Annotated in this window: 11 protein-coding genes; all 11 read right to left on the reverse strand. The window is 66.6% G+C overall.

All coding sequences use genetic code 11. The features are described 5' to 3' along the window. Position 1 precedes the first annotated feature (1 nt). The 11 genes from AC3WK8_RS18290 to AC3WK8_RS18340 all read right to left on the reverse strand — a co-directional run bounded on the left by AC3WK8_RS18290 (position 2) and on the right by AC3WK8_RS18340 (position 12,920). Positions 2 to 2,470, reverse strand: a complete 2,469-nt coding sequence (locus AC3WK8_RS18290) for a TonB-dependent receptor plug domain-containing protein (protein WP_085596082.1) — start codon at positions 2,468 to 2,470, stop codon at positions 2 to 4. Between the two features lie 25 nt (positions 2,471 to 2,495). Continuing rightward, complete coding sequence (locus AC3WK8_RS18295) at positions 2,496 to 2,993, reverse strand: RidA family protein (RefSeq protein ID WP_103325440.1); 498 nt, start codon at positions 2,991 to 2,993, stop codon at positions 2,496 to 2,498. 89 nt (positions 2,994 to 3,082) lie between these two features. Continuing rightward, positions 3,083 to 4,660 (reverse strand): flavin monoamine oxidase family protein, encoded by a 1,578-nt coding sequence (locus tag AC3WK8_RS18300; RefSeq protein WP_103325439.1) that lies wholly within the window; start codon positions 4,658 to 4,660, stop codon positions 3,083 to 3,085. Positions 4,661 to 4,866: 206 nt separating this feature from the next. Then, on the reverse strand, positions 4,867 to 6,090 hold the full coding sequence (locus tag AC3WK8_RS18305; protein WP_103325438.1) for a dipeptidase: 1,224 nt from the start codon (positions 6,088 to 6,090) through the stop codon (positions 4,867 to 4,869). A 37-nt stretch (positions 6,091 to 6,127) separates the two neighbouring features. Then, a complete protein-coding gene (locus AC3WK8_RS18310) occupies positions 6,128 to 7,090 on the reverse strand; it encodes an ABC transporter substrate-binding protein (protein ID WP_103325437.1) in 963 nt (320 codons plus the stop codon). A gap of 11 nt (positions 7,091 to 7,101) precedes the next feature. Further along, the gene (locus AC3WK8_RS18315; protein ID WP_053135410.1) at positions 7,102 to 7,911 is read right to left on the reverse strand and encodes a class II aldolase/adducin family protein; all 810 of its coding nucleotides are present in this window, start codon (positions 7,909 to 7,911) and stop codon (positions 7,102 to 7,104) included. Positions 7,912 to 8,113: 202 nt separating this feature from the next. After that, positions 8,114 to 9,052: a D-isomer specific 2-hydroxyacid dehydrogenase family protein gene (locus AC3WK8_RS18320; protein WP_103325436.1), complete on the reverse strand. Its 939-nt coding sequence runs from the start codon at positions 9,050 to 9,052 to the stop codon at positions 8,114 to 8,116. Then, positions 9,049 to 10,248, reverse strand: coding sequence for an acyl-CoA dehydrogenase family protein (locus AC3WK8_RS18325; protein ID WP_103325435.1), 1,200 nt, complete (start codon positions 10,246 to 10,248; stop codon positions 9,049 to 9,051). Before AC3WK8_RS18325 ends, AC3WK8_RS18320 begins: the two co-directional genes overlap by 4 nt. Continuing rightward, the gene (locus AC3WK8_RS18330; protein WP_103325434.1) at positions 10,245 to 11,039 is read right to left on the reverse strand and encodes an ABC transporter ATP-binding protein; all 795 of its coding nucleotides are present in this window, start codon (positions 11,037 to 11,039) and stop codon (positions 10,245 to 10,247) included. The genes AC3WK8_RS18325 and AC3WK8_RS18330 overlap by 4 nt, the downstream gene beginning before the upstream one ends. 3 nt (positions 11,040 to 11,042) lie before the next feature. Continuing rightward, positions 11,043 to 11,864: an ABC transporter permease gene (locus AC3WK8_RS18335; protein WP_053135424.1), complete on the reverse strand. Its 822-nt coding sequence runs from the start codon at positions 11,862 to 11,864 to the stop codon at positions 11,043 to 11,045. Between the two features lie 156 nt (positions 11,865 to 12,020). Next, complete coding sequence (locus tag AC3WK8_RS18340) at positions 12,021 to 12,920, reverse strand: LysR family transcriptional regulator (RefSeq protein ID WP_022642800.1); 900 nt, start codon at positions 12,918 to 12,920, stop codon at positions 12,021 to 12,023. Positions 12,921 to 12,931: the final 11 nt, after the last annotated feature.

A 12,931-nucleotide genomic window follows, 5' to 3' on the forward strand; every position in this document is an offset into this window, starting at 1 on the left:
CTCAGAACGCCAGGCTGACGCGGCTGTAGTAGTAGCCGCCACCCAGGCCGTAGGGCGAGAACATCCCGTACTCGTAGGTGCCAGCCCAGGCCTTGAGACCGATCTTGTCCGGGTAGACATCGAACAGGTTGTTGGCCCCCACCGCCACCGTGAGGTTCTGGGTCACGTCGTAGGCCACGTCCAGGTCGGTGATCCACTTGGCGCTGTAGGTCCGGTCGTTGGCCGGGATGTTCGAGCCTTCGGTGTATTCGCCAAAACGGGTCAGCTGCAGGTTGGTGGTCCAGTCGCCGACCTTGTAGTTGGTGGACAGGATCCACTTGTCCTTGGGCGTGGACTGGGTCAGGTCGATCTGTTGCTGGCGGTCGAACAGCACATAACCGGCCCCCAGCCGCGACAGCGCCGCCGGGGTGTCGGCCAGGTCGCGAATGGTGGTCTTGTTGTGGTTGTAGGCGATGCTCCACTTGGCCGTGCCGTACTCGCCGAACGACTGGCTGTAGTCGGCCACCACATCCACGCCCTTGGTCCGGGTGTCCGCGGCGTTGGTGTAGTACTGCCCGGCAAGGTTGGGCGACAGGCCGTTCTCCACCAGGATCTGCGACACCGCCGGGCCCTTGAGGATGCCGGTCTGGAGGATGCGCTTGTCGATGTCGATCAGGTAGAAGTCGGCGGTCAGGCGCAGGCGCTCGGTGGGCTCGGCGGTAAAGCCCAGGCTGTAGTTGCGCGAGGTTTCCGGTTCCAGGTCCTTGGCGCCCAGGGCGATGGCCTCGGGCGAATCGGGACGCATCTGCTTGGTGCGCACCGAAGTGGTGGTGCCGGCCGCGCCGAACTGGGTCACGGTACTGGTGGTGGAGAACACGCTCTGGGCCAGGGACGGTGCGCGAAAGCCGTTGCTCACCGCCGCCCGCACCGCGTAGCCGGGCAGGAACTCGTAGCGGGTGGTGAGCTTGCCGCTGGTGGTGTCGCCCACCCCGAGGTTGTACTTCTCGTAGCGCGCCGCCGCCCCCACGTACCAGTTGGGGGTGATGTTCAGGCCCAGGTCGATATAGGCCGCCTCGCTATGCCGCTTGAGGCTGTAGGCGTCCTCGGGGGTGGTACCGTTGACCGAGAACAGCCCCGGGTCGGGCACCACGCCGGCGAAGGGGCCAGTGGCCGGGACATAACTGCCCTGGTTATAGGAGTTGGCCTCGCCCTCCTCCAGCGCGTACTTCTCCCAGCGGTATTCCACGCCGAAGGATGTCTCCAGCGGGCTGCTCCAGCCGATGTCCAGGGCCCGGGAGAAATCCAGGTTGTTGGTCCACTGGTCGAACACCAGGTTGCCCAGGTGGAAGTCGTGCTGGCTGTAGGGGCCGTTGGAAATGTTCAGGTTGTTGGCTGTGTCCAGCACCCCACGATCCTTGCCATAGGTGCTGGACAGGTCCCAGTCCCAGCCGCCCAACAGGCCCTTGGCGCCGCCGGCGACCTGGAAATCGGTCTCGCGGATTTCCCGGCGGGCCTGACCACCGTTGGGGTACGGGGCGTTGGGCACCCCGGCCAGGCTGGTGATGTCGGTGGGCTTGCGGTGCCCCAGGTCCTTGTTGCTGTTGCGGTAGCTCAAGGTGGAGAACGAATACAGCTTGAGGTCGTCCTCCAGGGGCAATTCGGCGTTGTAGGCCAGGCTGGTGGTGCGATCGCGCCCCAGGCCGTACTCGGTGCCCCAGCCCTGGCGATGGCTTTCCCTGGGGTCGGGCGAGCCATCGGGCTGGTTGAAATACAGCTGGCCGCTGGCGGCGCTGGAACGCTCGTAGGGTTCCTGGAGCTTGGCGTCCCAGGACAGGTTGATGAACCCGCCGCTGTCCCCCAGCTTGCTGCCCCAGTTGAAGGCCTCGTGGCCGGTGGTGCCATCGCCGTCGTAGTACTGGCCCAGGCTGGTGTCGGACGTCAGGCCCTCGGCATTGCGCTTGAGGATGATGTTGATCACCCCGGCGATGGCGTCGGAACCGTACTGGGCCGCCGCGCCATCGCGCAGCACCTCGATACGCTCGATGGCGGCGGTGGGGATCAGGTCCAGGTCCACCGGCACCGAGGCGTTACCGACCCGCGCTCCGTTGTTGATCAGCGCCGAGTTGTGCCGGCGCTTGCCGTTGATCAGCACCAGCACCTGGTCGCCGCCCAGGCCGCGCATGCTCACCCCACGCACCAGGAACGCGGTACCGCCACCGTTGATGGTGGGCACGTTGAACGACGGCAGCAGCCGTCCGAGCATCTCTTTCAGGCCGTTCTGGCCAATGCTGCGCAGTTGCTCGCTGTCGATCACATCGATCGGCGCCGGGCTGTCGGTGACCGTGCGCTGCTGGCTGCCACGCACCCCGGTGACCACCACGGTGCCCAGGGTCTCGTCGGCGGCCAGCACCTGTTGCGCCGGGGCCAGGCCCAGCAGGCCGAGGCCCAGGGGGGCAGCGCCCAAGGCGATTTTATGCAAGGAAATACCCATGACTTCAGATCCTTTCGAAGAATGCTCAGCGCGCTCGGGCGGCAACGGTTTCGACTTCGATCAAGGCGCCGGGCAGGACCAGTCCCGCCACTTGCACCGTGGTCCGGGCTGGCTTGAACGGTTGCTCCTGGGTCCCGAAGAACTCGCGAAAGGCGGTTTGCAGGCCATCGAAGTCCAGCTTGCCGCCCAGGGCCGGATCGCCCACCAGGTAGATGCGCAGCTGCACCACATCGCCCAGGCCCAAGCCCTGGCTGGCGAGGATCGCCCGCACCTTGCCCAGCACCACCCGCGCCTGGGCCTCGGTATTGCCCACCGCGTGGATCTGCTCCTTGGCGGCCTTGGGGTCCACCGGGTCCGGCAACAGGCCGGACAGGTAGGTCACCTCGCTATTGGCCGGCAGGGTCACGGCCTGCAGGATCGGCGAATTGGGATAGGTGGACGGTATGCGCTGGATTCCTGCGGCCCAGCTATTGGCGGCAGCGAACAACAGCCCCAGCCCTACGACGGTATTTTTCAAAGACATGCAAAGACGCTCCCAAGGTTGTGGTTGCCAGCCTCGGAGGTCCGCTACCCGGCATGGGTTACCGCTGTTTTTATGAATGTTCGGCCGGTTCAGGCCGTTTGTTGTAGCGATGCGCCTTGCGCCCGCTGGAACAGTTGCCGCACCACCCGGCGGGCGGCGCCGGCGGCGGCCTCCTGCCAGATACCCACGCCGCTGTGGGCCAGGCCGTCGCTGGTCAGGTAGACCCGGCCCTGGGGCTGGTTGAGCAGGCTGTAGTCCGGCTCGACCACTTCATGGCTGATCCAGGGCCCGAAGTTGTAGGGAATCCGGCTCCAGGCGATCACCAGCGGATTGCGCAGTTCATGGCTGTGCCCCGGGTGCAGCAGCTCCACTGCTTGGCGGGAGATCTCGATCTGCTGGGCCAGGCTCTTCTCGCCGAATTTGCGCGCGGTCTCGCCATTGTTGTAGGCCGCCACCAGCACCCCTTCGGGCTGGTTGAAGCCGCCACTGGGATACCACAGCCCCGAGGCCTCCTGGTTGATGAAGGACAGCCCGCCGTAGATCTGGTACTGGCTCTCCCAGAAGCGCCGTGACTGCCAGGCCACCTTGTTGGCGTAGCCGAACTGCACGGCGGCGATGGCCTGGCGCACCGGTGCGCTGAAGTTGTTCTCGACCCGGGCCAGCAGCGGCAAGGGCAAGGAGCTGATCACATAGTCGGCCACCAGGCGCTGGCTGCGGCCGGTGCGCCGGTCCAGGTAGGTCACCTCGACGCTGTCCTGGTGGTTGCTGATCGAGCGCACCTCGCTGTGCAGCCGCAGTTGCCCCTTCAAGTGCCGGGCAAAGGCCTGGGGGATGCGGTCCATGCCGCCCACCGGCTGGAACATGGTGGGCGAGAACTCCGGGTATTCGTCGATCATCAGCGCCGTGGTCAGCGCCGGATTGAGCAGGGTCTGCAAGGGCAGTGGATCGTTCTTCTGCGCCAGCTGGTCGCCGGCCCCGGGCCAGACCTTGTAGCCGGAGCGGGCCGAACCCAGGTACTCGAGCTTGTCCGACAGGTCGCCCCAGGTCTTGAGGAAGCTCAGCAGGTTGTCGCGATCCGCCGCGCTCAGTTCCTGGTCCAGGGCGTGGCGGTTGACCGCCTTGGCCAGCAGTGCGGAAAAATGCCCGCGGCTGTCATTGACCGCCTGGCGGATCTGCAGCGCCGGCTGGTTCAAGTCAGGGCGGACCAGGGCATTGCGGCTGGTGTTGACCAGCACCTCCAGCTCCACCCCCAGCTCGCGGCAGTAGCCGAGCATCAATTGGTGGTGGCTGGGCAGGCGCCCGGCGCCGGCATTTAGATAGAACCCCGGATCGAAGCGTGCTACTTGCGCGCTGCCATCGCTGTACTCCACCCGATCGCCGCCGCGCACCGTCCAGTTGCGCCCGCCGACCCGGTCGCGGGCCTCGAGCAAGGTCACCTTGAACCCGGCCTTGTGCAGCTCATAGGCACTGACCAGGCCGCCGATCCCGGCACCGATCACCACCACCCTGGCGCCCTTGCCCACCGGTATGGCCGGCAACGAGGCGTAGTTTTCCTCGACCGCCTCGGCATTGCCCGCCATGCCGAACAAGCCCAGGACCGCGCTTGCCGCCTGGACGCCGCCGACCGCGGCGATACGGGCGATCAATTGTCTTCTGGTCAGTGGCATGCCAGCGCTCCCTGCTGCGGATGGATAGTACGTTCGGTTATAGCTCGGCGACTTGTGCAGTCACTTGGGTCTATGGAAAGCCATCCTAGGGGCGCTTATTTAATAAGAGAAATACATTTTAAGCATATGCAAATATTACTTTGTTTCATATTCACGACAAGAGATTCTGCGTGCCGCGCATAGCCGCAGACGGAGCATTTCTGCCGCTAGTCGCGAGTCGCGGGACTTGCCGCTGGAGATTCAGCCGCAGCGGCCTGGGCCGCTGCCAGCACCCGCAGCAAATTACCGCCCCAGATCTTCGCCAGGTCGTCTTCGTTGTAGCCCGCCGCCAGCAGGCGTTCGCTGATGCGTGGCAGTTGCGCCACATCCTCCAACCCCTCGACCCCGCCACCGCCATCCCAGTCGGCGCCGATGCCCACATGCTCAGGCCCCACCACGTCGAGGATATGCAGCAGGTGCTTCATGTAGTCGTCGAGGGTCGCCCTGGGTTGCGGGTAACGGGCCTCCACCTGGCGGATGCGTTCGGCCAGGTCCGCCACTTGTCCGGGGCTGAGGCTGGCGGCCAGGCGAAACTCGCGGTAAAGCGGCCCCAGGGCCTTGGCACGCTCGGGGTTGGGGACGGCGTCGATCAGGTCGCTGGGGAAACTGTTGACCTGCACCACCCCACCCTTGGCCGCCAGCTGGCGCAAGCGCTGGTCATCCAGGTTGCGTGGATGGTGGGTAATGGCCCTGCTGCTGGAATGGGAGGCGATGATCGGCGCCGTGGACAGGGCCAGCACCTGGTCGAACACCTGGTCCGAGGCATGGGACACATCCAGCAGGATGCCCAGGCGATTGGCCGCGCTCACCAGCTCGCGTCCGGCGGGGCTCAGGCCCCGCCATTGCGGCAACGCGGTGGCCGAATCGGCGAAGTCGTTGTTGGCCGAATGCACCAGCCCCAGCATACGCAGGCCCAGGCGATGGTAGGTGAGCAGCCGCTGGGGATCGGCCGCCAGGGGCTCGGCGTTCTCCATGCTGATGAACACCACGCGCTGGCCACGGCCGACGATGGCCGGCACATCCTCGGCGCGCAGGGCCAGGGCGAAGTCCTGGGGATGGGCGGCCACCAGGTCGCGGATTCGGGTCAACACCGCCAGGCCGTGCTCGCTGGCCTGGGTCCGGCCTTCGGCATCGAGCGGCCCCTGGGGCGTGAAGATCGCCCAGAAGCCGCCATCCAGGCCGCCCTCGCGCATCCGTGGCAGATCGACCTGGGACAGGTCGTCCTGGTAGCGATGGCGTTGGCGGATGTCCCAGCCCGGCCGGGCCAGCTGCATCGGGGTGTCGAGGTGACTGTCGAGTACGGTCAGGCGTTGGTGCAGGGCCGCGGCGGGCTCCTGGGCCAGTGCCCACGAGCTGGCCAGGGCCAGGGTCAGCAAGGATCGGCGCAGCATGGGGCCTCCAGGGCCGGTTGGAAGGACACTCAGGCCCTCAGCCCCAATGGAAGCTGCGGTCCCAGAGGCCGGAAACATCCAGCGGCTGGGGCAACACCCCGGCCTCGTAGAACAGATCGGCCACGTCCTGCTGGGACTTCACCGCCGCATCGTCCACCGGTTGCAGCAAGCGCGGGCCGCTCTGGGCGCGGTATTGGGCCAGGAACACTTCCCGGGGCATGCCGAGGATCTGCGCGCTGCGGGTCGCCCACTCCTCGGGGTGGCTGGCGATCCACTGCCAGGAGCGGTACTCGCGCAGGATGTAGTCGGTGATTGCCGCATGCTTGCGCGGGTCGGCGATGCTCTGCTGGTTGGCGGCGATCACGTAGTTGCCCGACAGGTAGCCTTGCCCGGTCTTGAGCACCCGGGCGCCGGCACGCAGCTCGGCCAGCTGGATGAAGTAGCCGAAGCTGACCCAGGCATCCAGGGCGCCGTTCTGGAACGCGGCGAAACCATCCTGCGGGGTCAGGGCCATGGGCACGATGTCGGCGAAACCCAGGCCCTGCTCCTTCAGCGCCTTGAGCAAAAAATAATGGGAACTGGTGGAACGGATGTAGCCGATGCGCTTGCCCTTGAGCTCGGCCACCGACTGCACCGTGGAGCCCTTGGGCACGATGAAGGCCTGGTTGTTGACGTCGCCGGTGAGCACCGCGATCAACTTCACCGGGGCCTGGTTCTTGATGCCGAAGATCGGCGGGATCTCGCTCATCGGCGAGATGTCCAGGGTGCCGCTGACCAGGGCCTCGAAGCTCAGGTTGCCGCCGGTGAACTCGGCGTACTTGACCTGGTAAGGGGGTGGGTCGATACCCGCCTGGGTAAAGAAGCTCGGGGCCGCGCCCTTGTAGGTGGCGACGTTCAAAGTGACCCCGGACCAGTCGGTGGCGGCTGCCAGGCCCAGGCGCGGCAAGGCGCCGGCCAGGCCGGCAAGGGCCGAGAGTTGCAGGAAACGACGACGCTGCATGCTGGCTGTCCTCAATCGAGAAAATCCGCTTCTTCGCGCAGGATGCGCTCGCGGTAGGGCTGGAAACTGAACCAGCCGCCGAACTCGGTGCCCACCTGGCGCGCCGTGTGGCGGGCCACTTCATGGGGAATGGGCCGGGGCGTACCGGCAGCCTCCGCCAGCAGTTGGGCCTGGGCGGCGTTGTCCATGGCGATGAAGCGCCAGGCCGCCGCCTCGACGGTCTCGCCCACCGTGAGCAGGCCATGGTTCTGCAGGATCAGCGCCTTGTGCCCGTGCAAGGCGGCGGCGATCCGCGCCCCTTCGCTGGCCTCCAGCACCACCCCGGAGAAGTTGTCGAACAGCGCATGCCGCTCATAGAAGGCGCAGGCATCCTGGGTCAGCGGGTCCAGCAGGCGACCCAGGCTCGACCAGGCCTTGCCGTGCAACGAGTGGGCATGGGCGGCGGCCACCACCTCGGGATGGGCCTGGTGCAGCGCCGCATGAATGGCGAAGGCTGCAAGATTCAACGCGCCCTCGCCTTCGACGACGGCGCCGTCAGGGTCCACCAGCAGCAGGTCGGAGACCCGTACATGGCCGAAATACACCCCCACCGGGTTGACCCAGAAATGCTCCGGGTGCTCCGGGTCGCGCACCGTGATATGCCCGGCCCCGCCCATGTCGAAACCCAACCGGGCGAAGACCCGGAACGCCGCCGCCAGGCTCTGCTTGCGTTGCAATCGCTCGAGCTCGACGCTGGCTTGGCGCGGCGGGTGCTCCCAGCGAAAAACCGTATGCCCATCGCGGGGCAAGTCATACACCGCGGGACGAAAATGTGCGGTCATATCCACTCTCCTTGAAATGGTCATCAATACCCTGCTCCCGCCTGCCCTTCTGCGGTCTCAAGATCCCCGCGCCTGCTACGCAGCCTTCGGCAGCGGCTACACAAACCGCCATGGGCCCTGTAGCCGCTGCCGAGCCCGCGAGGCTGCGAAAAGGCCCGCAGGGCCTTGCCTGGCGATCACCGGAAGACCTAGGCACCGCAGGCTAGTAGCCACGCTGGATCTCCACCGGATTCTCCAGGGGCAAACCATCGCCCCAACGCCGGAGGTTGCGCTCCAGTAGCCGGGCGATATTCAGGTAGACCCCGGGCGAGTTGGCCGAGGTGTGCGGCGACAGGTGAATCCGTGGATGGCGGTAGAACGGATGCCCCTCGGGCAACGGCTCGGGATCAGCCACATCCAGGCTGGCCAGGCCGATGCGCCCGCTGTCCAGGGCCTTGAGCAGCGCCGGCTGATCGATCAGCGCGCCCCGGGCGATATTGATCAGGTGCAGCCCCGGCTTGGCCATGGCCAGCACATCGGCGTCGATCGCCTGGCGGGTCTGCTCGGTCAGCGGCACCGCCAGCAACAGGTGGTCGGCGCGGGAAAACAGTTGCCCCAGGTCGCTCACCGCTTCCACTCCGGGCACCTGCAAAGGCTGCGGCGAACGCCGCAAGGCCAGCACCCTCATGCCCAGGGCCAGGGCCTTGGGCGCCAGCTCCCGGGCAATGCTGCCAAAACCGAACAAGCCCAGGGTGCTGCCGGCCACCGCCGCCAGCGGTCGTTGCTGCCAATGTTCGGCGCGCTCGACCCACACCTGGGGCAATCCCTTGGCGGCGGCGAAGATCGCCGCCAGGACGAACTCGGCGATACTGGACGCAGTGCAGCCCCGGGCACTGGCCACCGGCAGGTGCTCGAACAGCCAGCGCGGGAAATAATCCAGGCCGGAACTGGCCAGTTGCACGAAACCCAGGCCGAAGGGCCAGCCGGTCGGTGGCTGCGCCGCGTCGCGCAAGTCGGCATGGGGGGCGGCCAGCAGCACCTGGATATCTGCGGGCAAGCCGGCGGGAATACCCCGGGGCAGGTCCAGCACCTCGATCCCGGGCAGCCACTGGCGCAACTGCCGGTTGAAGGCTGCGTCGAGCTGGCTGGCGATGCGCGTCACACCTGGGCTCCACGGCTGGGCAAGGCGAACGCGGCACGCCCCACCGCGCCGAGGATGGCGTCGTTCTGCGGCGTATGGATGCGGCTGCACAGCACATCGCGATAGTGGCGCTCGATGGGATTGCCCCGAGCCAGCCCCGGGTTGCCAATGGCCTCGATCCCCAACTCCACCGCGCTAATAGCGTTGCCGGTGACCAGGTACTTGACCTGGGTGGCCTCGCTGGCGGCGATCCGCCCTTCGGCGGCGGCGTCGAGCAGTACCCGGTTGTTCAGCAACAAGGCATCGATACGCCCGATCAGTTCCTGGAAACGCGGCAGGCTCGACAGCGGCGCGCCGAGGTTGGCCGGGGCCCGTTGAGCGAGCCAGCCCAGCAACCAGTCGCGGGCGGCGCGGGCTACCCCGTCGTAGATCGCCGACAGCAAGACCGCCAGCCAGAGCACGCCCTTGCTGTCCAGCTCCGAAGGTCGCGGGACGTTGGCCAGCTGGATGTCCACCGCCTGCTCCAGGGGCACGAACACCTCGTCGAAGATCACATCGTGGCTGCCGGTGGCACGCATGCCCAGATGGTCCCAGGTTTCCTCGATGCGGATGCCCGGGCTGTCACGGTGCACCAACCAGGTGCCCACGCGGGGCTCGGGCTCGTCGCTGCGAGCCCACACCGCCAGCCAGGTCAGCCCGGGAATGCCGGTGGAGTAGATCTTGCGACCGCTGAGCGACCAGCCGCCCTCGACCCGCCGCGCCAGGGTCGCCGGCAGGCCGCCACGAGCGGGAGTGCCAAGGTCCGGCTCAACCCGCAATGCATTGATCAACGCCCCGTCCTGCACCGCTTCGCGGGCCACTTGCTGGCGCAGGTGCAGGGGCCAGGCGCTGTTCTGCTGCAGGCGCGTGTGCTGCAGATACTGCATCACCAGTACCAGGGCGGTGGAAGGTTCGCCCTGGGCCACGGCGCCGACCACCCGCCGCGCCTGGGCCAGGGTCGCCTCGCTGCCGCCCAGGGCCCGGGGTACGGTCAAGGCCAGCAGACCATGCTGGTGCAGGCGTTGCAGGTTGGCATGGGGAAACTCGCTGTGGCGATCATAGTGGGCCGCCGTGGCGGCAAACTCCTCGCTCAACTGCTGCAGCAGGTCGGCGAACGCTACGGAGTCCAGCTCAAGGGGCGCCGCAGTGGCGATGGATGGTTCGGTGCAAAGGCTCATCGGCTGGCAATCCTGCTCAGTGGTGGGGCAACAAGGGAGGCCGGCTCGGCCTCGGTTTCGACGCCCAGTAATTGCAGCAACTGCCCACGCAGTTGCTGGAACCCGGGAAGGCCGGCCTGGCGCGGGCGCGGCAGGCGGATCGGCAGTTGTTCGGCAATGCGCCCGTTGGCCAGCACCAGCACGCGGTCGGCCAACAGCAGGGCTTCATCGACATCGTGGGTCACCAGCAGCACCGCCGGGGCATGGGCCTGCCACAGGCGGATGATCAACCGATGCATGCGGATCCGCGTCAGCGCGTCGAGGGCGGCAAAGGGTTCGTCCAGCAACAACAGCTGCGGCTCACGCACCAGGGCCCGGGCCAGGGCCACACGCTGGGCCTCGCCACCGGACAGGGTGCCGGGCCAGGCAGCCAGGCGATGGGCCAGGCCCACTTCCTCCAGCGCCGCCTGGGCCCGCTGGCGCACCTGCTCGCCACGCACGCCGAGGGCGACGTTGCGCCAAACGCGCTTCCAGGGCATCAAGCGTGGCTCCTGGAACACCGCAGCCATGGCCGTCGGTACCTGCAAGCGCCCGGCGTCGATGGGTTCCAGACCGGCCAGGGCGCGCAGCAAAGTGGTCTTGCCCGAGCCGCTGCGGCCCAGCAAGGCGACGAACTCTCCCGGGGCGATGTCCAGGTCCAGTTCGTCGAGCACCGCTTGCCCGGCGAAGCGCCGGGTGATGCCACGGCCTTCGACAGCGGCCGGCGAATGGCCAGCAGCAGTCGGGCCCGGTGGCGAAGATGACAGGTGCATGGCTCAACTCCTGATGAAAGTCGGCCGCCAGGCCAGGGCGAAACGTTCAAGGCCCCGTACCAGGGCATCGATGCCCAGGCCGAGCACGCTGTAGACCAGCAGGCAGATCACGATCACGTCGGTGCGCATGAAGTCCCGGGCGTCGTTGACCAGGTAGCCGATGCCGGCGCTGGCGTTGATCTGCTCCACCACCACCAGGCCCAGCCAGCTGATGCCGAAGGCGTAGCGCAGGCCGACGAAGAACGCCGGCAGGGCTCCGGGCAGGATCACGTGGACGATCAGTTCCCAGCGCTTGAGGCCCAGCAGGGTCGCGGCTTCCACCAGCTTGGGATCGAGGCTGCGGATGCCGGAGAACAGCGTGAGGTAGATGGGAAAGGTGGTGCCCAGGGCGATCAGGGCGATCTTGGGCGTCTCGCCGACCCCGAACCAGAGGATGAACAGCGGCACGATGGCCAGGAACGGCAAGGTACGCAGCATCTGCATCGGCGAGTCGATGGCCAGCTCGCCACCGCGTGACAGGCCAGCCAACAGGGCGAGCAGCGTACCGAGGCTGACGCCGATGGCCAGGCCAGCGAAAGCGCGCTTGAGGGACACCCACAGATGCCCGCCCAGTTCACCGCTGCCCAGCATCTGCCACAGGGTGGCACCGATGGTGCTGGGGGCGGCGATGACTCGCGCCGGCAACAACCCGGTGCGCGCGGCCAGCTCCCACAGCAAGAGCAGCAGCAAGGGGCTGGCCAGGCGTAGCAGCAGCTGCACCAGGGCCCGATATCCAGGGCTTGCGGTCCAATGGCCGAAGACTTTGAGCGGGGCTTGCTCAGGCATTTCAACATCCCTATTTCAGCGCGTTCGAATCCCATGCTAACTACATAAAAAACGTCCGTGAAATTCGTTTTGGTTCTAAATTAATATACAAAAATTGCATTAACTGACAATCGATATATGCAATTAACTTTAATATCGACGAGCTGTCCACGCCGTTCAGGACGGTGACTGGCCGACACGGGCGGCCACCATTTCGCCGAACATGCTCACCGGCTCCTGGAGGTTGCCGAGGAAGCGCGGATGGATCAGCCAGAGGTCGATCACCGGCTTGAAATCACTGACCGGCACGATCTCCAGCTTGTCCCGGTGGCTGCTGTTCTCCAGCAGTGGCAGCGGCACCAGGCCATACCCCAGGCCATTGGCGATCAACCCCAATTGCAGCTCAGTGCCGAAGGTCTCCAGGTTGATCTGCAGCGACAGGCCCTGGGCACTCAGGGCCCGTTGCAGGCCGGCGCGGAAACCACAGCCATCGGGATTGAGCACCCAGCCGCGCTGGTAACAATCGGCAAGCTTGCACGAGCGCTTACGTGCTTCGCCCCGGGCCGCCACGACCACCAGGCTCATGCTGGCCAGGGAACGCCCCACTACCGCCTCGGGAAACACCTTGCCGGCAGGGAACAGCGCGGCCACCACATCCAGCTCGCCGTTCTCGACCTTGCCCAGCAGGTGGCTGCCCCAACCGGTGGCCACCGAGGTCTGCAACTGCGGGTAGAGGGCCTTCAACTGGCTCAGGGCATCGAGCAGCACCACATCGCCGATGGTCTGTGGCACGCCGATGCGCAGGGCGCCGCTGGGGGCGCCGTCACTGGCCACCAGCTCGTTCAGCGCATCGATGCTGCGCAGCACTTCCAGGCATTGGCCATACACCCGGAGGCCCATGCTGGTGGGCTTGAGCGGCTTGGTATTGCGATCGAGCAGCTCGACCCCGAGCGCCTCCTCGAAGTTCTGCACCCGGCGGGTGATGGCCGGCTGGGTCAGTTGCAGGGCATCGGCGGCCTGGCTGATGGTCTGGCAGCGGATCACCGCCACGAATGCGTTCAGATCATCTATCTTCATTCTTTTTTCGC

The organism is Pseudomonas sp. FW507-12TSA (assembly GCF_058781435.1).